General features: G+C 61.1%; 18 protein-coding genes. 7 read left to right on the top strand and 11 right to left on the bottom strand.

The genetic code is table 11. The annotated features are described in order from the left end of the window. Positions 1–13 precede the first annotated feature (13 nt). The 7 genes from EOS_RS08680 to EOS_RS08650 form a co-directional block, all read right to left on the bottom strand. Positions 14–1,336, bottom strand: coding sequence for an MFS transporter (locus tag EOS_RS08680; RefSeq protein WP_047846216.1), 1,323 nt, complete (start codon positions 1,334–1,336; stop codon positions 14–16). Positions 1,337–1,547: 211 nt separating this feature from the next. Further along, positions 1,548–2,759: a porin gene (locus tag EOS_RS08675; RefSeq protein ID WP_047846215.1), complete on the bottom strand. Its 1,212-nt coding sequence runs from the start codon at positions 2,757–2,759 to the stop codon at positions 1,548–1,550. A gap of 558 nt (positions 2,760–3,317) precedes the next feature. Continuing rightward, positions 3,318–4,433: a 4-hydroxyphenylpyruvate dioxygenase family protein gene (locus tag EOS_RS08670; protein WP_047846214.1), complete on the bottom strand. Its 1,116-nt coding sequence runs from the start codon at positions 4,431–4,433 to the stop codon at positions 3,318–3,320. Between the two features lie 171 nt (positions 4,434–4,604). Then, a complete protein-coding gene (locus EOS_RS08665) occupies positions 4,605–6,506 on the bottom strand; it encodes a bifunctional sugar phosphate isomerase/epimerase/4-hydroxyphenylpyruvate dioxygenase family protein (protein WP_047846213.1) in 1,902 nt (633 codons plus the stop codon). 77 nt (positions 6,507–6,583) lie between these two features. After that, complete coding sequence (locus EOS_RS08660; RefSeq protein WP_047846212.1) at positions 6,584–7,414, bottom strand: BKACE family enzyme; 831 nt, start codon at positions 7,412–7,414, stop codon at positions 6,584–6,586. A 71-nt stretch (positions 7,415–7,485) separates the two neighbouring features. Next, positions 7,486–8,793 carry a shikimate transporter gene (shiA, locus tag EOS_RS08655; RefSeq protein WP_047846211.1) on the bottom strand — a complete coding sequence of 436 codons (1,308 nt, stop codon included), beginning with the start codon at positions 8,791–8,793 and terminating at the stop codon, positions 7,486–7,488. A gap of 182 nt (positions 8,794–8,975) precedes the next feature. Then, a complete protein-coding gene (locus EOS_RS08650; RefSeq protein ID WP_047846210.1) occupies positions 8,976–9,884 on the bottom strand; it encodes a shikimate dehydrogenase family protein in 909 nt (302 codons plus the stop codon). Positions 9,885–10,021: 137 nt separating this feature from the next. Here EOS_RS08650 and EOS_RS08645 point away from each other — a divergent pair, with 137 nt between their 5' ends. From EOS_RS08645 to EOS_RS08625, 5 genes are all read left to right on the top strand, one after another. Then, positions 10,022–10,795 (top strand): IclR family transcriptional regulator domain-containing protein, encoded by a 774-nt coding sequence (locus EOS_RS08645; RefSeq protein ID WP_047846209.1) that lies wholly within the window; start codon positions 10,022–10,024, stop codon positions 10,793–10,795. A 179-nt stretch (positions 10,796–10,974) separates the two neighbouring features. Beyond that, positions 10,975–11,889 (top strand): LysR family transcriptional regulator, encoded by a 915-nt coding sequence (locus EOS_RS08640; RefSeq protein ID WP_047846208.1) that lies wholly within the window; start codon positions 10,975–10,977, stop codon positions 11,887–11,889. A 473-nt stretch (positions 11,890–12,362) separates the two neighbouring features. Next, a complete protein-coding gene (locus tag EOS_RS08635; protein ID WP_047846207.1) occupies positions 12,363–13,691 on the top strand; it encodes an MFS transporter in 1,329 nt (442 codons plus the stop codon). Positions 13,692–13,712: 21 nt separating this feature from the next. Beyond that, on the top strand, positions 13,713–14,735 hold the full coding sequence (locus tag EOS_RS08630) for an amidohydrolase family protein (RefSeq protein ID WP_047846206.1): 1,023 nt from the start codon (positions 13,713–13,715) through the stop codon (positions 14,733–14,735). A 14-nt stretch (positions 14,736–14,749) separates the two neighbouring features. Further along, on the top strand, positions 14,750–15,415 hold the full coding sequence (locus tag EOS_RS08625; protein ID WP_047846205.1) for an RraA family protein: 666 nt from the start codon (positions 14,750–14,752) through the stop codon (positions 15,413–15,415). A 22-nt stretch (positions 15,416–15,437) separates the two neighbouring features. Here the strand turns inward: EOS_RS08625 and EOS_RS08620 are convergent, their stop codons facing one another. Both EOS_RS08620 and EOS_RS08615 read right to left on the bottom strand, forming a co-directional pair. Continuing rightward, the gene (locus EOS_RS08620) at positions 15,438–16,514 is read right to left on the bottom strand and encodes an alpha/beta fold hydrolase (protein WP_047846204.1); all 1,077 of its coding nucleotides are present in this window, start codon (positions 16,512–16,514) and stop codon (positions 15,438–15,440) included. Between the two features lie 82 nt (positions 16,515–16,596). Continuing rightward, on the bottom strand, positions 16,597–17,574 hold the full coding sequence (locus EOS_RS08615; RefSeq protein WP_047846203.1) for a helix-turn-helix domain-containing protein: 978 nt from the start codon (positions 17,572–17,574) through the stop codon (positions 16,597–16,599). A 276-nt stretch (positions 17,575–17,850) separates the two neighbouring features. Here EOS_RS08615 and EOS_RS08610 point away from each other — a divergent pair, with 276 nt between their 5' ends. Next, entirely contained in the window at positions 17,851–18,636 is a 786-nt protein-coding gene (locus EOS_RS08610; protein WP_047846202.1) for an SDR family NAD(P)-dependent oxidoreductase, read from the top strand. A 73-nt stretch (positions 18,637–18,709) separates the two neighbouring features. After that, positions 18,710–20,251, top strand: a complete 1,542-nt coding sequence (locus EOS_RS08605) for an amino acid permease (RefSeq protein WP_047846201.1) — start codon at positions 18,710–18,712, stop codon at positions 20,249–20,251. A gap of 45 nt (positions 20,252–20,296) precedes the next feature. Here EOS_RS08605 and hisC read toward each other — a convergent pair whose 3' ends face one another. Next, on the bottom strand, positions 20,297–21,421 hold the full coding sequence (hisC, locus tag EOS_RS08600) for a histidinol-phosphate transaminase (protein WP_047846200.1): 1,125 nt from the start codon (positions 21,419–21,421) through the stop codon (positions 20,297–20,299). After that, positions 21,418–22,839, bottom strand: coding sequence for an FAD-binding oxidoreductase (locus EOS_RS08595; protein WP_235442744.1), 1,422 nt, complete (start codon positions 22,837–22,839; stop codon positions 21,418–21,420). The genes hisC and EOS_RS08595 overlap by 4 nt, the downstream gene beginning before the upstream one ends. Position 22,840 lies beyond the last annotated feature (1 nt).

Raw genomic sequence — 22,840 nt, 5'->3', positions numbered from 1 at the left:
AAAAGTTTGGCGCTCAGTCCGCCAACTCGACGCGGCGTACATCGCCGACGATAAACACATACGACAACGCACCCACCAGCGCAGCCGCCCCGACGTAGGCCAGCGCGTAGAAAAACGAGCCGGTCTTGGCCACGATAACGCCGATCACCAGCGGCGTCACAATGCCGGCCAGGTTCGCGCAAAAGTTGAAGATGCCGCCGGTCAGCCCCATCAGGTTCTTCGGCGCGATATCCGAGATCAGTGTCCAGCCGAGCCCGACCATGCCTTGCCCGAAGAACGCGAACGAGAGAATGGCGATGACCATGATGTCGCTGCTGACGAAGTTCGCGGAGATGATGGTGGACGCCCCCAACAAACCGAAGATGATCGGAAGCTTGCGCGCAATGTTGGCCGAGCCGGTCCGCTTGAGCAGGAGGTCGGACACCCAGCCGCCGAACATCACGCCGATCGCTGCCGCGAGAAACGGCATCACGGCGAAGAAACCGACCTTGATCCAGCCCATGTGGCGCTCGGTTGCAAGATAGGTCGGGAACCAGGTGAGGAAGAAGACCAGCGTGGTGTTGCCCGCGAACTGGCCGAGACATGCGCCTGCGATCTGGCGGCGCTTGAGCAACTTGCCGACGCTGCTCCACGAGAACGCCAGCGTCTGCTGGCCGCCGGGCGGCTCGAGCCCGCCGCCTGCGGAGATGTAATCGAGCTCCGCCTGATTCACCGTCTTCGAGTCATGCGGTTCGCGATAGAAGATCCACCACACAAGCCCGAACGCAATGCCGACAACACCGACCACCAAGAACAACGCACGCCAGCCGAAGCTCCCCATGATCCAGAACAACGCAGGCGCGAAACACGCGAGGCCGAGGTATTCGCCTACCGTGTAGATGCCAGTCGCCCGGGCGCGCTCGTGTTGCGGAAACCACGTGGCGACCACGCGGCTGTTGACCGGGAAACAGGGCGCCTCGCTGACACCCAGGCCAAAGCGAAACAGCAGCAATGACTTGAGGCCCACCGCAAAACCCTGCATCAACGTGAAGAACGACCAGAACGTCAATGCAAGGAAGTACGTGACCTTGCTACCGAAGCGATCGAGAAAGATGCCACCTGGAATCTGGGCCAGCGCATAGGTCCATGAGAACGCCGAGAAGACGATCCCCATCACGGCCGCGTCAATACCGAGTTCCTTGGTCATCGTCGGTGCCGCAATGCCCAGGACCGTGCGGTCCAGATAGTTGATCATCGTGCCCACGGCGAGCAGCGCGAGGATCACGAACCGCGTACGCGAGCGCGTGCGGACCGCGGCGCCGGTGTGCACCGCCGGGGAGTTATGAACGTCTTGCATGAGGCGTCTCCTGACTCAAAGTGATGATATTCCCGCCCTGCGAACCTGGTCAGCGAGCGATGTTATTGGGGGTGGCGATCCTAGCGTATAACCGGGGATCAACGCTGAATTGTGCTGCGGCCAACCCGGGTATTCACCCGGGCGGGCTGTGTATGCGCTATCACCGCAACGCTACGTGCGACGAGCGGCGAGCCCGCCGCACACCCGGTCCTCAGAACCGGTGGATGATGCCCACGCCGGCAGCGAACTGGCTTTGCGACGACGACGGAGCCGACTGGAAGCCGTCACCCAATGTAGCGGTCGCATCGATAATGCTAGATGCGCCCGCCGTGCCGAGCGTCTTGCCCTTGGCGCGCTGGTACGCCTCCAGCGCATACAGGCCGGTTCGTTTCGACAGCGAGTAATACTGGGACAAGTTGAACTGATGATATTGAGCGACGTCCTGGATGCCGTTCGCTTTCGTCGCGCGGGTATAGCTGTATCCCGTCGCGAGATCAAGCGTGGACGTAGCGTGCCAGTGAAGCACGGCGCCGGCCGTGTTGAAGATCGCGGTATCGCGGTACAGCGAGTGGATACCGGGGATGTACTGCACATTCGAGTAGGTCGCCGACACATCCCACGAACTGTTGAACGCATAACCCGTGCCGACGGCGATACGCTGTTGCGCCTGCGCTGTCTGGTAGCCGTTGGTCAGTGCCGACACGCCCGACTGCCCGCCCGAGTTCGTGGTCGAATCCGTGCCGAATGCGCCGCCGCCCGAAGTCGAGTTGTTGATGCGCGAGATGCCCGCTGCAATCCCGAACGGACCGTTGGTGTACTGGACCGCGCCACTCCAGGTCGAACCCTGGTTCACGCTGCCCGGTACGCCTGCGAACGAATACGAGCCACTGAACGTGATGCCATACAGCTTGGGCGACGTATACACCAGCGAGTTATTCGCGCGATAGATGGTGTCCAGTCCGTCGACGTCGCCCGGATGCGCGCCGTAGAAACCGGTGAGCCAAGTGGTCGGACTATACGGCGAGAGCAGCGAATAGTAAGACGTATACTGGCGTCCGGCCGTCAACGTTCCGTATGTGGGGTTCGTCATGCCCACCCATGCTTGCCGGCCGAATTCTGCATTGGTGTACTGCTGTGCGCCGGTAGTGCTGCTGAAGCCCGACTCCAGTTGGAAGATCGCCTTGGTGCCGCCGCCGAGATCCTCGGCGCCCTTCAGGCCGAAGCGGCTGCCCGCCCATACGCCCGACGACATCTTGATGTTCGAACGACCGCCCTTGGTGGAACCGAGGGTCGTCTGGCTGCTTTGATAAGTCAGCGAGTTATCGACGATGCCGTACAGCGTCACGCTGGTCTGCGCATGTGCGGACGTCGCCATCGCTACCGTGATGACGACCGCGGCTCCTGCCTGTCGGGATTGCTTCATCTGCGTCTCCTCCTTCGATTTTTCGTGGGGTCGTTGCTGCAAGCGGTTACCTGGGTGAACCCGGGAAACACTTGCAACATTCATTAATAAGCTTTCCTAACCTGTTACGCTACTTCCTGATGACGGTCGGAACGATTCTGCTACTGCGGGAATTTTTCAGCCGAAAATAAGGCTCCGTACCGACGGAACATGCCGCGCTTGGCTTATTGGATCAGCATGTCCACACAATAAAGTCATGTTCGGTTAAGGGCAACGTCTTGCTACTGAAAGAAATCGATTATCGAACGCATTCGTTCGATAATCGCGCATTATTGGGGTTTGCACTTATCCGGACATGTCCGCTTTGTCGGTATGCCGCCACACCTGATCGAAGCCGATCGGCTGGCTGTGTACGAGTTCTCTCGCAGCAGTCGGCGTCCTGCGCAAACGCTCGTCCAGATCGACGGGTTCCGTCAGCCGACGGTTAGGCACTTTCAGACTGGAGGGCACATCCGGCGGGAGTTATCACTATTAGCCGCTGTGCGGGGGCGGCCCCGTCCGCCGGCGCGAACGAAATGCTTAATCCCGGGCCTTGCCCAGCGCGATCAGATTCCCTTCCCCAAATCCATGGTGCCCACGCCTCTCGACGATTTCGAAAAACATATCGCCGCGATCGCGTTGAATAAAGGTTTGCAGAAAGAGCCGCGCGGCCCCATCCGCGGCAATCGTCCCGTCCACCAGAATGCCCCTCGACCGCAACGCGTCCACGTCCAGCCCATGCCCGGGCAAACGTTCATCGAGTTGCTCGTAATACCGCGCAGGCGGCTGCACAAAACGAATACCCCGCGACCGCAAGATATCCACCGACGCAAAGATATCCGTTGCCGTCAGCGCAATATGCTGGACGCCCTCGCCCGTGTGATCGGGCAAATAGTCCTGCATCAGACTCGTGCGGTAAGTCCCTTCCTCATAAACGGGAATGCTCAGCGTCTGGCAAGGTGACACAATCACAGGCAGATCCTGCGCCACCTTCCAGTCCGGATGCACCGCATGGATCTCCTTGAAATGAAGAACCTGCAGATAAAATTCGAGCCAGTCCGCAAGCCGCCCCGCACCGACCGTCTGCGTGAAATGGTCCACCTTGCTCAAACCCGAATCGTTGGTGTTGAGCATCGCGCGCGTTTCCTTCGGGTCGAGCCACGCGAAATCGATATCGTAGATCGACAAGGCTTTTTCGCTCGGCTCCTGCCGGCCTTCCCAATGGTCCACGAAGTAAATGTGCGAATCCCCGATCCCCTGGATCGCAGGAATCAACAACTCGTTCGGCCCGATCCGCTCACCCTCGAAATCCCACGCCCCAAATTCGACGGCACGCTCGTGCGAGGTCTGCGCATCGAACACTCGCAGCCCGATGGCGCAGATGCCCACGCCATGCGTTTCCGCAAACCGTGACGCGAACGAATCGTCGTCGGCATTGATGAGGAAATTCATGCTCCCCTGCCGGAACAGCGTGACGTCCTTGCTGACATGGCGCGCCACCAGCGTGAAGCCAAGTTGCTCGAAAAGCGTCCGCAACCGGGCGGGGTCCGGGCTCGAAAATTCAACGAATTCAAGACCGGCGACGCCCAGCGGATTGTCGCTGTCCTGCGGGGATTGCGCCGAGGCAGCGCCAGGCAGGGAAGCATCGTTGTTCATTGAAAATCACCTCTGAGAAAGTCCGGTCCATATTCGTCTGCGCGCCCGTGCGCCGGTCGCCGCAAGTAGCAAGCCCCACGTGCAAGCCACGCGTGCGTGCGCCGAAACAGATTATCGTCTCAGGCATCAGCGCGTCAAACTGTCCGGCACCGTCTCGGACCACCTGTCCTCTCACTGCGCTGCGGCCGGACGCTCCTGATGACGTCGCTGGGCATGCGCCGCGAGCCGAACCGGTGCGTTCACCGCACCATAACCGTCATAAGTGCCCCTGCGCTCCACCACTTCCAAAAAGAACCGATCGGCGAACTGCTCCGTGTAGACGTGGAAAAACTCTCCGCCAGCGTTGTCCCGATCGTACAGGATGCCACTTTCACGCATTTGCGCGAGCTGCGCCGGGTCGAGATCGTAGCGCGCCTCGAGATCGTCGTAGTAGTTGCGCGGAATGTGCAGGAGCGGCACGCCCCGCTCGCGCAACCCGGCAACCGCCGCAAAGATGTCATCGGTCGCGAAAGCAACGTGGTTCAACCCCGAGCCGCGATAGGTCGACAAAGACTCCACTACCGCCGTGTGCCGGTCCGCCGACGCGTTAAGCACGATCCGCACGGAACCGTCGCGGCTACGCACCGCGCGGCTCCTGACGAGGCCGTACGGGTCCGGCAAGAGTACCGACGGCTCGGCATCGAAACCGAACGTCGCCTTGAAAAAAAGCACCCAGGTATCGAGCGTGTCAGCGGGCAGGTTCAGGCACACATGGTCGATGCGGCGCAGGTTGTCGGGCCGGTCCTGCTTCGGCGTATGGACAAGGTTGAAATCGGTTTCATAGAGCGTGGGCTCGCCCGGCGCCTCGTCCACGAAGTACTGCAAGCTGTTGTCCGGCGCCTGCACGCCGGGCACCACGCGCTCGTTAGGCCCGACCTTGCCGGAAAAAGGCGCGTAGCCGAAAGCGGCCGCGCGCTCGAAGGCTTGCGCGGCGTTATCGACGCGATACGCCGACGCGCAGACCGACAAGCCATGCGCCTGATGAAAAGCGCTCGCGAAGGAATCGGCTTCTTCGTTCAGGAGAATGCACGCGTCGCCCTGGGCGTACAGCGTGACATTCTTCGAGCGATGCCGGCCTGCCGCGCGAAAGCCCAAGCGTTCGAGCCATTGCGCAAGCGTCGGACTACCGGCCGGATCGACGGCGAATTCGAGGAACTGGAAACCGGTGTGTGCGGGCGCAGCGGGCGGATGGAACAACGTCTCCTTCGACGTTTCCTTCAAAGCGCCCGCACATTGTTCCTCCAGGAACAGCAGCGAACGATAACCGTCCACCGCCGTCGCCGCGTTGGGCGCCGCTCGAAAACCGTCGTTGAAGATCTCCAGCGAGAGCGGCCCCGCGTAGCCCGACGCCAGCACCTGACGCGTGAAGCCGGCCACATCCAGATCGCCTTGCCCCGGAAAACAGCGGTAATGCCGGCTCCATTCGAGCACGTCCATTGCCATCTTCGGCGCGTCCGCGATCTGCACAAACGTGATCCGGTCCGCTGGAATACGTGCGATCTCATCGACTGAATCGCCGATGGAAAGCGTATGGAAGCTGTCGAGGATCAACCCGAGGTTCGAGTGATTGAGGGTATCGACCAGCCGCCACGCATGTTTGTACGAATTGACGTGCCGCCCCCAGGCGAGCGCTTCATAACCCGCCATCACGCCTTCAGCGCGCGCGAGTTCGGCGAACTGCCCGAGCTGATCGACGATCAATGCGTCGCCGCCGATGGAATCCGCCGATGCATTGCTGCAGACCAACACGCGATCCGTACCCAGCTCGTGCATCAGTTCGAACTTGCGCCGTGCCCGCTCGAGGTTGCGTGCCAGTCGGTCGGCCGAGACACCCTCGAAATCGCGGAAAGGCTGGAACAACATGATCTTCAGGCCGAGGTCGGCGCAGATACGCTTGACGTCGGCGGGTGAGCCGTCGAAGTAGAGCAAGTCGTTTTCGAAGATCTCGACGCCGTCGAACCCGGCGCGGCTGATGGCCTTGAGCTTCTCGACCAATGTGCCGCTGACTGAGACGGTGGCGATTGAACGTAGCATCGTAAGTTCTCTTTCAACATGCGAAGCGTCACCGGCATGGCAACGTCGCGGTAGTTCCATGGCCGGTAAGGGACCCGCTAAAGCGCCGGCAAATGCAGCAGTTCGCGCGCTTGCGCCGCCGTTGCAACCGGACGGCCGTAGTCGCCGCACAACGACGCCACACGGCTCACCAGTTGCGCGTTGCTCGTGGCAAGCGTGTCCTTGTCCCAGCGAATGTTGTCTTCAAGACCGGTGCGGCAGTGGCCGCCCAGCTCCAGCGTCCAGTGGTTCACCTCTAGCTGGTGCCGGCCGATGCCCGCAGCCGTCCAGGTTGCATCGGGCAACTCGGCGCGCAACCGCTCGACTTCGAATTCGAGAATCTCGCGCTTGGCCGGCAACGCGTTCTTGACGCCCATCACGAACTGGACATGCACAGGCGATGTCAGCAAGCCCTGCTGGACCAGGTCGACGGTGCTGTAGAGCATGGCCAGATCGAAGATCTCGATCTCGGGCTTGACGTGGTGATCGAGCATCGACTTCGCGAGCGAGCGCACGAAGTCGGGAGGATTTTCATAGACCGTAGTCGGGAAATTAACCGAGCCCGTGGCGAGCGAGGCCATGTCCGGGCGCAGGTCGAGCATCGCGCCGCGCTGTTCGAACGAGCGTCCGCGGCCACCCGTCGAGAACTGGATGATGATGTCCGGGCAACGTTTGCGAATACCGTTCTGAAGCGCTTCGAAACGCGAGCGGTCCGAACTTGAATTCTCTTGCTCGTCGCGAACATGCAGGTGCACGAGCGAGGCACCCGCTTCATAGGCCGCGTGTGTGCTTTCGATCTGCTCGGCTATCGAAATAGGCACCGCCGGGTTGTCCTTCTTGCGCGGCACGGAGCCCGTGATCGCGACCGAGATGATGCAGGGATCAGTCATGATTGTCATTCCATTGAACGAGGTGTTCGTCTGCCAGTGCGGCCATGCGGGGCAACAACGCGCCCCTGCCCTTACGTCTTTTTCATCCGGCTGGCGACCAGCACGGACAACAAGCAGCCGATGGCCAGATACGCCGCAACCGGATGCCACGAGCCGCCAGCGAAACTCACCAGCGCCACCGCGACGAACGGCGTGAACCCGCCGCCGACCACGCTCGCCACCTGATAACCGACGCCTGCGCCGCTGTATCGATACTCCGTGCCGAACAGCTCGGTGAACATCGGCTGCTGGACGCTCACTACCATGTCATGCGCGATGTTCGCGAGCATCACGGCGAAGACTACGATCCAGACTGTCGAACGGGCGTCGAGTGCGAGGAAGAACGGCACGGCGCTCAACATGCCGACGACCGCGCCGATCATGTAGATCCGGCGACGGCCGAAACGGTCGGCGAGTAGTGCGAAGAACGGAATGGTCACGATGCTGACCGCACCCACGAGCAAACCGATGTTCAGGAAGAACTGACGCGGCATGCCGAGGTTGGTCGTTGAATAGCTGAGAGCGAACGCCGTGACGATGTACATCGTGAAGAGTTCAGCGAGGCGCAACGCGATAATCAGCAAGAAGGCTTTCGGATGCTGGCGCAACGCTTCGAAGATAGGCAGGCGTTTGGTCTGCTGGCCTTTCTCGATCACCTTCTTAACGAACTCCTGCGACTCCTCCATGCTCGACCGGACCCACAGGCCGATCAGCACGAGCACCACGCTAAACACAAACGGGATGCGCCAGCCCCAGGTCTTGAAGGTCGCGTCGTCCATGGTCTGGCTGAGGATCGAGACAATGCCCGTTGCCAGCACCAGTCCCACGCCGTAACCGACCTGCACGCCGCTGCTATAGAACGCTTTCTTTTTACTAGGCGCACTCTCAACCGCCATCAGTGCCGCACCGCCCCATTCACCACCGACGGCAAACCCCTGGATTGCGCGCAGGGCGACCAGCAAGACCGGTGCCCACCAGCCGATGGATGCGAAGGTGGGCAGCAAGCCGATCAGCGCAGTCGACAGGCCCATCATCATCACGGTCAGCACAAGCATGCGTTTGCGGCCGAGCCGGTCGCCGTAGTGACCGAACACAAAACCACCCAGCGGGCGAAACAAGAAGCCCACGCCGAAGGTTCCGAACGCCGCGAGCGTGCCCATTGCAGGGCTGACTTTCGGAAAGAACTCGGTGTTGAAAACAATCGCGGCGATGATGCCGTAGAGCAGGAAGTCATACCAGTCGACCACTGCACCGACAAAACTGCCGAGCGCCGCCTTGCGTGCGCGACTCCTCTCCCGGTCGACGGTCGCGACGTCTGAGGGCTGGATAGCGATAGTCATTCGTTGTCTCTAATGTGTATTGATGTTGGGCTGCGGGACGTGAGTCCTGCAGGCAAAAGCGCATGCCGCGCTGCAGTGAGTGGAGCATAGGGCGACGGCCGCGCCCGATCAATGTTTGCCGTGAAAATTAAAACGATTATCGAACGAGAATGTGCGATTAACGATCGTTTTTCGGGTTAGCACTAAGCCATGACACCGGTGTTTTGAGGGCAAAGCGCGGCATCTGGGCGACGCCGCAGCGCGGCCGGCGTGATCAGGTCCAGCAGATAGGCATCGTCCGAACGCACGGCTCGCGCGAGCTCCGGGTAACCGAAGAACTCGAGATAAAGCGGCGTTTGCTGGATGAGCATGTCAAAGCCGGGTTCCGCTACCAGGCCCCGTGCACGGGCCGCACGCAACAGCGGCGTGGGCTGGTTCTTCATCAGGATGTCGCACACGACGGCATGCTCGCGAATCGCGCCGACATCGACAGGAAGCGGATCGCTCTCCTTCAAACCGAGCGGCGAGGCATTGACGATCACGTCGTAACCCTGCGGATCGTTGGTCGGCACATCGCTCGCGGCGATGCCGAAATCGCGCCTCAGCACGCGAGCAAGATGTTGCGCCTTGGAAAGGTCGGGGTCGAAGAGCGCGAGCTCGGCAACACCCGCTGCCGCCAGCGCAGTCGCCACGGCCGACGCAGCGCCGCCTGCGCCCAGCATGAGGATCCTCTTGCCCGCATAAGCCAGTCCTGCGCGATCCAGCGAGCGGATAAAACCCGCGCCATCGAACAAATCTCCTTCGAGCTCGCCGCCCGTATTGCGCCTGACGGCATTGACCGCATTCGCGGCCAGCGCAGCCGCTGAACAGCGGTCCACGGTTGCCGCCGCAGCCGCTTTGTGCGGGATGGACAGCGACACGCCGCCGACCGTCGGTGAGGCGAGCAGGTTACGCAGCGTTGCAGCGAGATGCGCCGCCGTGACTCGCAAAGGCACCATCACGGCATCGACTTCATGCCGCAAAAACACCTCGTTGAAGACCTCCGGCGCACGCACCTGATCCACTGGATCGGCGATGCAATAAAACACCCGGGTCGTGCCGGTAATTCTCATGATGTCTCCATTCGTTCATTAAGCTAGTGGAATAAAGGATAAGGATTGGCCCGGTTGATACGAAGGAATGTTTCCGGCAAGTGGGCGATAATCGCTCACACATCATCATTGATCGCACGGAATGAGGGTTATTGCTTATGACCAAACGACCGCCTTTGGACAAGCGCGACTGGATCGCGGGACTTGAGAAAGGGCTTGCGGTGCTCGAGGCCTTCGACAGCGAACATGCCCGGATGACACCGACGCAAGCCGCTGCCCGCACGGGCATGACGCGGACGGCGGCGCGCCGGCATCTGCTGACGCTTGAGAGCCTTGGTTATGTCGAAAGCGATGGCAAGTTGTTCGGACTGACGCCGCGCGTGCTGCGGGTGGGCTGGTCGTATTTCGATTCGGCACGGTTGCCGAAGCTGGTTCAGCCGTATTTGCAGCAACTGAGCGCGACGCTCAACGAGTCGGTTTATATCAGCGTGCTCGATGAATGGGAACTGGTTTTTATCGCACGCAATGGGACTTCGCGAGTCATGACGACGGGGTTCGTGCTGGGCGCCCGAGTGCCTGCGCCGCTTACGTCGCCCGGGGTTGTTTTGCTCGCGTACAAGCCCGACGAAGAAGCGGTTCATGAGTGGTTGAACACGACTGTATTGGCGCCGTTCACGCCTCATACCTTGACGAACAAAGTACGTCTGCAAGAGAAGATCCGACAAGCCCGGGCCGACGGTTTTGCGGTCATCGAACAGCAGTTGCAAGTGGGCGTGCGCGGTATCGCGGTGCCGATGAAGGACCGGCACGGCGAGGTCGTCGCTGCGCTCAGTACGAATATGCCGATGGGCAAGGAAACGACAGAGGCGGCTATCAATCGGGTCGTGCACCACTTGCAAGAGACGGCATTGGCCATGCTGAATGTGCTTTAGGGCAGGCGTTTTTCGCGCGCGTTGATGCCAGCACCATCGAAAGCCCACACACCCGACAAAGCGCCAAACTGCGTATCGTGTGTGCGTCTTTTGATAACCTCCGCGGGTTCCGTGACGTCGTTCTTGCCTTTAGACGCGTTCTTCGTTTGTACGTTGCCTCGCCTGTCATTCACGCCGCTATGAACCTCCGACACCTGCAGGCTTTTGTCGTCCTCGCCGAAGAACTCAACTTCAGCCGCGCCGCAGAGCGGCTGCACGTTGCGCAGCCCGCCTTGAGCCAGCAGATCCGCGCGCTAGAGCAGCGGCTTGGCACGCAACTCGTGGACCGTGGGACCCGCCCTCTGCGCCTCACTGAGGCCGGCAGCTATCTTTGCATCGAGGCCCGCCAGATTCTCGCTTCTTTCGACCAGGCCGCGCTTGGCACCCGCGAGATCGGTCTTGGCATGCGTGGCTGGCTCGGTATCGGTTTCACCCGTTCGGCGATGTACAGCGTGCTGCCTCCCGCGCTCAAGTCGTTTCATCGGGCTTACCCCAAGGTAGAACTGAAGCTCTTCGAAATGCTCACCGAAGAGCAAGCCGATGCGCTGCACGAGACGCGAATTCACATCGGCATCGGGCGGCAGATCCCGGCCATAGCGGGCTGTACCACGCTGCCGCTGCTGCGCGAACGCGTGATGGCCGTTCTCCCGCCTGACCACCCGCTCGCGGGCGAGAAGAAGATACGCATCACGCAGCTTGCCGACACACCCCTCGTGCTTTACCCGAAGCATCAGAATGCGCAGTTCTCGCGCTTCGTTGAATCGCTCTATCGCAATGCGGGCATTACGCCGCACATCGCGCATCAGGCTTATGAGATCCAGACGGCCATCGCATTGGTTGCTGCGGGATTGGGCGTGACGTTCGTTGGCGAATCGGTGGCGCGGCATGGCCGCTCCGACGTGGTGTACCGCCGCCTGAGCGGACCGTTGGCGTCGCAAACCACGACGCTTGCGGCAAGCTTTCGCAGCGACGACAGTTCGCCCCATCTGCAAGCCTTCCTCACATGTTTGTCGCCCATCGCGCAAGACTTGCCGCAAGACTTGCCAGAACTATAAGACAATTATTATAAAAAGATAAAAAGACGGTCTTGGACGTGCGGCATGCCGGTTCGTAACATGACTCATTCAGGATTAGTCGTGTGCAGGAATAAGTCATGCCAGATAGGTTCCGGCTGTTCTTACCGCGTTCGTCCACCGCGCTGACATTCAACGGTAAGTGCCGGGTCATCCGGCACCGGGATTAGGGTTTTCTACTACTGCCGACTTTCGGTTCGCTGCCGGGACATCGCTTATCCGGCCCTTGGTTCGTCCTATTCCCGTCGCTCTCTGGATGCAACTGGCGGCAACCCTTAGCGATGCTTACAAATGCCTGAACAACGCAGCATGTCTGCACGCATACCCTGTTGAAAACCGGTCATGCCGACGGCAGCCTGCGAGCGGGCGACGACCGGGCATTCGATTCATCCTGCAAAGCAAGACAAGCCGGAACGACGCCCGACCCTACGGGCGCTTTACAAGAGGAGACGTTGATGATCGATCCAATAGAAACCGCGACCATGCGCCGAGTCTACGGCCGCCTCATGCCGTTGCTCTTCGCCATGATGTTCTTCAACTATCTTGATCGAATAAACATCGGGTTTGCCGCGCTCGACATGAACAAGCAGCTTGGCTTCAGCCCAGCTGTGTTCGGCTTCGCCGGAAGCATTTTCTTCTTCGGCTACATGTTGCTCGAAGTGCCCAGCAACCTGCTCCTTCATCGCGTTGGCGCGCGGCGCTGGATCGCGCGCATCCTGCTGACCTGGGGAGCCGTTGCCGCCGCGACAGCCTTCGTCTTCAACGAGTCGAGCTTCTATGTGTTGCGCTTCCTGCTGGGTGTCATGGAGGCCGGTTTTCTTCCAGGCGTGGCGGTGTATCTGACGAAGTGGTTCCCGGTGCGCTACCGGGCGCGCGCGGTGGGTGGCTACATCATTGCCGGATCGTTCTCCGCGGTACTCGGCGGTCCCATTTCGACCGCGCTCATGACCTACGCGAATGGACCGCTCGGCCTGCAGGGATGGCAGTGGATGTTCATCCTAGAGGGCGTCCCGGCCATGCTCCTTGGCCTGCTCACGCTGCGCCTGATGACGGAGCGTCCCGCCGACTCCGCATGGCTGACCGAAGCACAAAAGGCGTGGCTCGAGTCCACCCTGACGAAGGAACGCGAGGCCCTTGGCGCCGACAAGCATTTTCCGATGCTGCGCGTAGCCAGCGACATCCGCGTATGGAGCCTCGCGTGTTTGTTCGGCTGCGCGCTCGTGGGCATCTACGGCCTGTTCCTTTGGTTGCCGCAGATCGTCAAGAGCCTGGGCAACCTGAGCAACCTCGAAGTGGGTTTCCTGTCCGCCGCCCCGCCGCTCCTGGGTGTTCTTGGCACACTGTTGATCAGCCGCAGCTCCGACCGGACCGGCGACCGGAAGAAACATCTTGCGTTCGTGTACGGCATGAGCGCACTCGCTATCGCGGGCAGCGCCTATGCGCCGAACCCGGTGGTCGCGTATGCGCTCCTGTGCGTGACGGGGCTTTTCATCTACGCCGGCAATCCGCTTTTCTGGAGCCTCGCTTCTTCGTTCAGAACCGGCGCTGCCGGTGCCGCGACGATCGCTCTCATCAACACTGTCGCCCAGTTCGGTGGTCTGGTCGGTCCCTGGAGCATCGGGCTCGTTCGCACTGCCACGGGCAACTTCAAGCTCGCGCTCCTGACTATCGCCGCCTTCCTGGTGGTGGCAACCATCATCGCGCTGGTCATGCGCGTCACCCCTTCGGAAGAGGAGATCGACGCGCTGCCGGCGGGCGACTCCCGTGCCGGAAACTTTCACTGAGCCCTGACCTGGAACCCAGCAATGATTATCGATTGTCACGGTCACTACACGACCTCTCCGCGCGAGCATGAAGCCTGGCGCGCCGCCCAGATAGCGGCGCTGAAAGACGGCACGTCCCCGCCGCCGCGTCCCGTCATCACGGACGAGCAGATCCGCGACAGCATCGAAACAGGGCAGTTGCGCATTCAACGCGAGCGCGGCACCGATCTCACGATCTTCTCGCCACGCGCCGCCGGCATGGGCCATCACCTGGCCATCGCCGACGCAAACGCGCACTGGTCGCAGGAAAGCAATGACCTGATTCATCGCGTGTGCCAGATGTTTCCTCGCAACTTCGTGGGTGTCTGCCAGTTGCCGCAAGCGCCCGGCGTGGCGCCTGCGAACTGCATTCCCGAGTTGCGCCGTTGTGTTGAAGAGCTTGGTTTCATCGGCTGCAATCTCAATCCGGATCCATCGGGCGGTTACTGGACCGGGCCGCCGCTGACCGATCGCTCCTGGTACCCCTTGTATGAAACGATGGTGGAACTCGACGTGCCGGCCATGATTCACGTGTCCTCGTCGTGCAACCCCAATTTCCACGCAACCGGCGCGCATTACATCAATGGCGATACCTCGGCGTTCATGCAATTGCTAACGGCGGACTTGTTCGCCGACTTCCCGGACTTGCGTTTCATCATCCCCCACGGCGGCGGCGCCGTTCCTTATCACTGGGGCCGATATCGCGGGCTTGCTCAAGACATGAAGCGGCCACTGCTGAAAGATTACCTGCTCAAGAACGTGTTCTTCGATACCTGCGTGTACCACCAGCCCGGCACTGACCTGCTGGCGAAAGTGATCCCAGTGGAGAACATCCTGTTTGCATCGGAGACGATCGGCGCGGTCCAGGGCATCGACCCCGAGAGCGGTCACTACTACGACGACACCCGCCGCTATATCGACGCCATTGCCTGGCTCACGCCGGCCGATCGCCGGCGCATCTACGAAGACAATGCGCGTGCCGTGTACGGGCGTTTGTCGAACCAGATTAATCGTCAGTTTTCCTGAAGGAGATCATTGTCATGAACCAACCTGGATGGCGCCGTCATGCGTCCGCCGCGCAAGCCAGTCCCGAGATTCTGGAAACACTGCGCGGCCTCGCCGTTTCGCTGCTCAGCGACAACATGGCGCGTATCAGCGGCACGGTGGGGCTCGTGCCTTATCACAAGCCCAAGCCCATGGCCGGGACGGCGGTGACCGTGCGTACCCGTCCCGGCGACAACCTCGCCATTCATCGCGCATTCGATTTTTGCCGGCCCGGCGACGTGCTGGTGATCGACGGCGGCGGTGATGTCACGCAAGCGCTGATGGGAGAGATCATGGCGACCTTTGCCGAAAGCCTCGGCGTGCAGGGCCTGGTGATCGACGGTGCGATTCGCGACGTGGGCGCGATTCGCGAACACGATTTCCCGGTCTATGCGCGCGCTGCGACGCATCGCGGCCCGTACAAGAACGGTCCGGGCGAGGTCAATGTGCCGGTCACGGTCGGCAGCATGGTGGTGCATCCCGGCGACATCATCGTAGGCGACGAAGATGGTGTCCTGGCGATAGCGCCCGAGGACGTGGCGGCGGTAATCGAAGGCGCGAAGCTGCAGGCGAACAAGGAAGCGGCGGCGCTACGATCCATTGCCGAGGGTCGCTTCGATCGCGAATGGATCGGTCCGCAGGAAAAGAAAATGATGGGCTAACCCGCATTCCCCCGCCTCACGCTCAATGCGCTTCCGGCGGTAAGGTCTCGAGAAAATCGGCGAGATAGCTTTTCCAGACCTCGGGATGCTCGATCGTCTGATTCCCGTAAGAACTCTCGCTCTCCGGCATCTCGACAAAGCGCCCGCGCGGCATTCGCGGAACCAGGCGCTGCATGATGCCGAGATCGGTCGGGTTCAGCAGGTCGTCGGAGAAATTGAGCGCGAAGAGCGGTGCCTTGATCTGCCCGAGTGCGGCTTCGGGGTTGTAGTCCCACGACGATTCGAACCAGTACAGTACGTCGTTTGCATCGTATTGGCGACCGCTGTAGACGGCCACGTCATAGGACCATCGGGCCGTGCCGGGCGTGGGCGATAACGCCTGCATGCGCGCCGGGTTCCTCGTGATCAGCGTAAAGACCGGCATGGCGCGCAACCATTGAATGGGTTGGCGTGTGTAGTTGCCGTCGTTCCACTCCGGGTCGCGCCGGATAGCGTCGATGATCATTTGCCGCCAGAAGCCGTTGCGCCCGCTAAGCGCAACAGGCTGGCTCGCGATCGGCATGAGGCCGTCCATCATGTCCGGATACCGTTCGCCCCACACCCACGTCTGCATGCCGCCCATCGACGTCCCGAGCACGAGGCGCAGATGGTCGATGCCCAATCCTTGCGTGACTAGGAGGTACTGCGCTTGAACGACGTCGTTGTAGCCGTATTGGGGAAACTTCGCACGCAGTCCGTCGCTGGGTTTGCTCGATCCGCCGCGTCCGAGCCCGTCCGGAATGATAATGAAATAGCGGCTGGCATCGAGCGGCTGGCCGGGACCAAACAGCTCGCGGCGCATGGCTGCCGTGAGGAATGCGCGGCCGGTGTCGGTGGCGCCGTGCAGCAGCAAGACGACGTTGGTGAAATGTCCCTTGCCGTCGCAATGGGGAACGCCGAGCGTGACGTAATGGAGCGTGACCTGGGGCAGCGAAGAGCCGTCTTCAAAGTGGAAGCCGGTTGCAACGAAGTCGCCGGATTGTTCGTATAACGGTGGCTGTTGTGCGCCGGCAGAAGGAACGAACCACGCCAATGCGAACGCGAGCAGGAGGGAGCGCATGGTCTCCTCGCAAGTTGAGGTCTGACCTTTTAGTTTAGGCCGTTCCTCAGCGGCTATTTCATATTTCGGTACGAACGCGCCCTCAAGCCCGTCCCGCCCCGCTGCGCAACCGCCGCAACGTCTCCGACGGCAATTCGCCAAACTGCTCGCGATAGTCGTTGGAGAAATGACCGAAGTGCCAGAAACCCCAGCGGGTTGCCGCGTCGGTGACCGAGCCGGCATGCAGCAGGTCCTTGCGAACGCGATCGAGCCGCACGGCGCGCAGGTACGACGCCGGATTCGTGCCAAGGATTTCGTCGAATGCGTACTGGACCGTGCGCCGGCTGACACCCAGCCGCAAACACAGTTCAGCGACCGACAGTGGACAATCCGCCGACGCCTCCACCAGTTCGCGAACAGTGCCCACCAGCTTCCAGTTGCGCGACGGTCCGGACCGCGTATCCGCTTCGCCGACATCGAGCAGCAACTCGGATAGCCCCATGATCACAGACCGCTCGAAACTCGCGCACACGCCTGCGTCGGCGAGCATCGAGGGTGTGGACGTGACCGTGTCCAGCAACCTCGCCAGCGTAGTCCTGAACGCCTGCAACCGGGCGGGATCTGCATTGAGCACACCGGGTTCGTTACCGAGTGCCTGCTGGACCTGGTCCATTGCAAGGCGAAGCAAAGGGTCGGTCAGCTCGAGCGGCGCGATCTCGAGATTCACGACCACGTGTTTATCGGGCGACAGAAACTCGAATCCGCCTGGCCCGGAGAAGACATGCAGGCCGTCGAGATGACTCACCTGCCCGCATAGCAGCGCGTGCCCTTCGAGTTGAAACGGAATGCCGACGGCGATCCTCGACGGGTCCACGCAACCGCGCTGATACACCGTCCGGTTCATGCGTTCGACGAGTATGCGCACCGCGCCCGCACGCACGGAACTGACCGAGCCGTCGAAAACGCCCCGCGAGATCTGGCAGTAGGTCTGGTTCCAGCTTTCGAGCAGCCGGGCTTGCTCGTCAATGCTCCGGCAGCAATGGATATCGACGGCCGGACGCACCGGATGGACCGCTTGCATAAAAACTCCTTGGCGGACGGTAGCGTCAAAAAAGTGTAAACGACCAAAATTCCCTGACGGTCATTCTGACCATTCCAGCCGCTGTCCGAGCGCCACGGTAAGCGCTGTGCGTGTGGACGCCCATCGCTGAAAACCCTGCCCGGCCGGCTCCTTGGTCTTGGCAAGACGCCGTTTCCGGTTTTTTCAGGCGCTATTCCAGTCCATTGCCAATTTCGGATAGTGCGCAAATTGTGTCGGGCCTAGCCTAAAAAAAGGATAAATAACGAGAGGTCAGGAATGGGCAAATCCGAGTCTGTTGGCGGAAAACTCGCGGGCAAGATCGCGATCGTGTCGGGCGGGGCCACCGGGTGCGGTGGCGCGGCCTCCCTGCTGTTCGCCAAGGAAGGCGCGCAGGTCGCAGTCGTCGATATCAACGCCGACGCCGGAACGCAGGTCGTCGCGCAGATCCGCGAGAACGGCGCCGTGGCTGAGTTCTTCAAGACGGATGTCGCGAAGACCGATCAGGTGAACGCCGCGGTGGCGCGGATCGCCGAGCGCTTCGGCACGATCGACGTGCTGTTCAATCATGCGGGCAGCATCGTCGTCAAGCCGTTCCTCCATACCACCGACGACGACTATCAGTGGCTCATGGACGTCAACGTCAAGAGCATGTTCACGATGACACGCGCCGTGCTCCCGCACATGCTCGCCGGCGGTGGCGGATCAATCGTCTGCACGGCGTCGATCTCGTCGACGGCGGCCACCCCGCTCGAAGTGCTTTATTGCACGACCAAGGGCGCATGCGCGATGTTTGCGCGGGCCATTGCGGTGGAGTATCGCGAGCGTGGCATTCGCTGCAACGCGGTGTGCCCCGGTTTCATCGATACCCCGCATGGGCAGCGTGAAATCGCCGCGCTCGCGCAATACGGTTTCGATGCGAGCGAAGCGGCGCTCTCGCTTCAGCAGGGCCGTCTTTGCGCGCCCGAGGAAGTCGCCAAGGCGGCACTCTTTCTCGCCAGCGACGACGCGAGTTTCATCAACGGCGCGCATCTCTACGTCGATAACTGCTTTACGGCCGCGTGAGTTAGCCACCCCGGTTCGCGACTTTCTTTATCAAACGTCTACCCAGCAGCTTCAGCCATAAGGATCGACCATCATGGACATCAATACGGTAGTTCCACCGCCAGAAAGCGCGGATAGCGACGTTTCATTGCTGCACAAAATGGGGTATGCGCAGGAGCTCTCCCGCCGCATGGGGGCGTTCTCGAATTTCGCCGTATCATTCTCGCTCATCTGCATCCTGTCCGGCGGGATCACGTCGTTCCAGCTCGGGCTGAGCGCGGCCGGCGGCGCATCGATCGGACTGGGCTGGCCGCTCGGCTCCGTCTTCGCGCTGGTGGTTGCAGCCGCGATGGCGCAGATTGCCTCGTCTTATCCGACGGCCGGCGGGCTCTATCACTGGAGCTCGATCCTGGGTGGCAAAACCTGGGGCTGGCTCACTGCGTGGTTCAATCTATTGGGCCTCGTGTTCGTGGTCGCGGCCATCAACTTCGGCACATGGGACCCATTCTTTCGCACCCTGATCGCACCGATGTTGGGCGTCAAGCCCGAGTCGCTTGGCTGGTGGCATCAGACCGTATTTCTTACTTTGATCACGGCGTCGCAGGCTTTCCTGAATCACCGTGGTATCCGGATCGCAAGCAAGATCACCGATGTCTCCGGCTATCTCATCTTCGTCGTGACCGTGATCCTGGTGGCGTCGCTGGTGATCTATTCGCCGGTCAAGGTGGACTTCTCGCGGCTCGTGACCTTCACGAATTTCACCGGCGTGGATGGCGGCCAATGGCCCGCGCAAACCATGGCGATGGCATTCCTCTCCGGCCTGTTGCTGACCGCTTATACGATCACCGGTTTCGATGCGTCCGCACACACGTCCGAGGAAACTCACGATGCAGCGCGCAACGTGCCGCGCGGGATCGTCAAGTCGGTGCTCTGGTCGACCTTGTTCGGTTATGTGCTGGTCTGCTCGTTCGTGCTTGTGATGCCGGACATTGGTGCAGCGATCAAGCAGGGTACGGGATTCTTCGAAGCGATCCTTGCGCCGATTCCAGGACCGTTGCGGATCGTGATCGAGCTGCTGCTATTTTTTATCAACTACGTTTGCGGGCTTGCCGCAGTGACCTCGACATCGCGGATGATGTTCGCGTTTGCGCGTGATGGCGGTCTGCCGGGATCGAAGTTCCTGCGCAAGGTCAATGCACACCGGACGCCGGGGATTGCGATCTGGGTGTCGGCGGTGCTGGCCATTGTCATTACCTTATACGGCGATGCATTCTCGGTATTGAGCGCGGGCAGCGCGGTGTTCCTGTTCATCTCGTATGCCATGCCGGTGGCTGCCGGGATCTTTGCCGAAGGCAAGACGTGGACTGAGAAAGGGCCGTTTCAGTTGGGAATGTGGTCGAAGCCGTTTGCGGTTGCAGCGGTGATCGGCGCGTTGATTCTTGCTTACGTCGGCATCCAGCCGCCGAATCAGAAAGTGATCTATGTGATTCTCGGCTTGCTCGCAGTGCTGATGCTGATCTGGTACGGCGCAGGCGTACGCAAGAGTTTCGCGGGGCCGCCGATAGCCAATCTTTCGAAGGAGCGGCGCGAGAAGATTGTTGGACTTGAAGCGCAGTTGGAGGAGAACGTGGAGTAAGTGTTCGTTTGTGCCGGCGGGCAAGGTTCCGCCGGCGCGGACGAATCACCTTCCCCGTCGCCGCTCGAACGACTCGATAAACAGAGCATTATCCGCCGTGCTACCAACGCTTACTCGCATGCAGGTTTCATAACCGGCCTCGCGCCACGGCTTCACGATCACTCCATCCTCCAGCATCCGGCCAGCGAGCTTCGTGGCATCCTCGCCGCAATCGAAGAACAGGAAATTCGCGCACGAACGCGCCGGATTTATACCGAGCCGGACCAACGCAGCGCGCATCCACTCGCGCCCCGCACGGGCAGCCTCCACACTAGCCACGACATGCGCCTGATCGTTAAACGCCACAGCCGCCGCCTGCTGCGCGATCTGGTTGATGTTGAACGGCGTGCGCACGCGATTCATCAGATCAGCTAGTTCCAGTGCCGATGCAACGCCATATCCCACCCGCAACGCCGCCAGCCCATAAGCTTTTGAAAAGGTGCGCAGCAACAACCACGGCAAGCCCGATTCACGCAGTATCGCGAGACTGTCCGGGTAACCGTCCTCATCGGCGGCGTATTCAAAATAGGCCTCGTCCCACAACACAAGCGTCCCGGGCGACACCGCGTTCAACAGCCGACGCATCTCAGTGGCGTCCATTGCACAACCGACCGGATTACTCGGATTACTAACGATCAACATCCGCGTACGAGGCGAAACAGCGGCAATCAGGGCATCGACATCGAATTCGAAGTCGGCACGCATCGGCACCGTAACGACCTTCGCGCCAACACTCTGCGGATAGATGATGTGCAAACCGAACGACGGGATCACGGTAATCACTTCATCGCCGGGCGCGAGAAACGTGTGCGCGGCAATGGCGAGCAAATCTTCGGAGCCGTTGCCGAACAGCAACTGCTCGGGATCGACCGCGAGTCGTTCCGCAATCAGCGAACGCAGCGCGCTGCATGAAGGATCGGGATAGAGCGCAAGCGTACCGGTAGTAGTGAACTCGGCAAGGTGCGCAAGCACGGCCGCGCTCGCGCCCCGTGGGTTTTCATTGCTGCCGAGCTTGGCGACATGCGAAACGCCATAACGCGCCCGCACGAATTCCCCCGATAAACCCGCGTTGTACGCAGGCAGGCCGCGCACTTCAGCACGCAGGCTTTCTATAAAAGCGGTCACGCTCATTGAGTTCCTTGTTCGCTGCGAGCGTTTCGATCACCCGCAGCAGGCAGCACCTTGCCGGGGTTGAGAATGCCGTGCGGATCGAGAGCATGTTTAATCGCCTGCATGCAGGCGAGTTCGGCGGGGCTACGCGAGTAGCCGAGGAACGGCCGTTTAAGCACGCCAATGCCGTGTTCCGCCGATATCGATCCGCTGTAGTCGCGAACCATGCCGTACAGCGCGAGGTCGACCTCTTCCACCGTCACGCCGGGAATCGAACGTGCATCGAGCGTGACATGCAGATTCGAGTCACCGATATGCCCAAAATACAAACCGTAATGCGTCGGCCAGCGTGCAGCGAAGGCCTTGCGGCAGGCATGGACGAAATGGCCGATCTCGCCTATCGGCAAGCTCACATCGAAATTGATCGGCTCGAGCTTGACCGGCAACTCGGCCGTCGCCTCGCGGATCGCCCACAGCGCCTGGGTCTCCGCTTGCGACTGTGCAACAACCGCATCCAGCACCACGCCCGCTTCAAGCTGTGCATTGAGTGCCGCGGCGAAACGCTCGCCGTGATCGTCGGAGAAACCGGCCTGTTCGATCAGCGCATAGAGCGGATAGGCCTGACCGAGCGGCGATTGCCGCAAGCGTGTCAGCGAAACACCGAAGTCGTAGAACTCCGGCCACATGATTTCGAACGCGCCGATTTCATCGCCGAAAGTGGATTGCAGCGAGCGCAGCAACGCGACCGCGCCGTCGTAATCCTTCAGCGCGCACAGCGCGGTATTGCGCGCAGCACGGCGTGGTTTCAACCGTAATACCGCACGCGTGATGACCCCAAGCGTTCCCTCCGAACCGATGAACAGGTTGCGCAAGTCGTAACCCGTGTTGTTCTTCACCATCTTGTTCATCGAGCTCAGCACGCTGCCGTCGGCGAGCACGGCTTCGAGCCCAAGCACCTGATCGCGGGCCGTGCCGGACTGCAGCACGCGAACGCCGCCGGCGTTCGTGGCGAGGTTGCCGCCGATCTGGCACGAGCCGCGCGCGCCGAGATCGAGTGCGAATTCGAAGCCCGCTTCCTGCGCGGCTTCCTGCACGGTCTGCAATGTCGTGCCGGCGAGCACCGTCATGGTCGCCGCCGCACGATCGATTTCTTCGATACCGACAAGCCGCTCAAGCGACAAGCAGATATCGGCGCCGGAAGGAATCGCACCGCCCGCCAGCCCGGTCATGCCGCCCTGCGGGACGACGCTCTGACGCGCTCCATTGCACAGGCGCAACACGGTGGCGACTTCGCCGGTCGAACGCGGCAATACAACCGCTAAGGGCGCCACCGTCGAGCGACCGCTCCAGTCACCGAGATAACGTGGTTCGATGGCATCGCCGCAACGCACGGACTCGGCGCCGAGCGCATCGATAAGCATTTGCACAATCGCTTTCATG

The sequence above is a fragment of the Caballeronia mineralivorans PML1(12) genome, assembly GCF_001028175.1.
Classification (GTDB): domain Bacteria; phylum Pseudomonadota; class Gammaproteobacteria; order Burkholderiales; family Burkholderiaceae; genus Caballeronia; species Caballeronia mineralivorans.
This window is presented reverse-complemented; position numbering and strand designations above follow the sequence as displayed.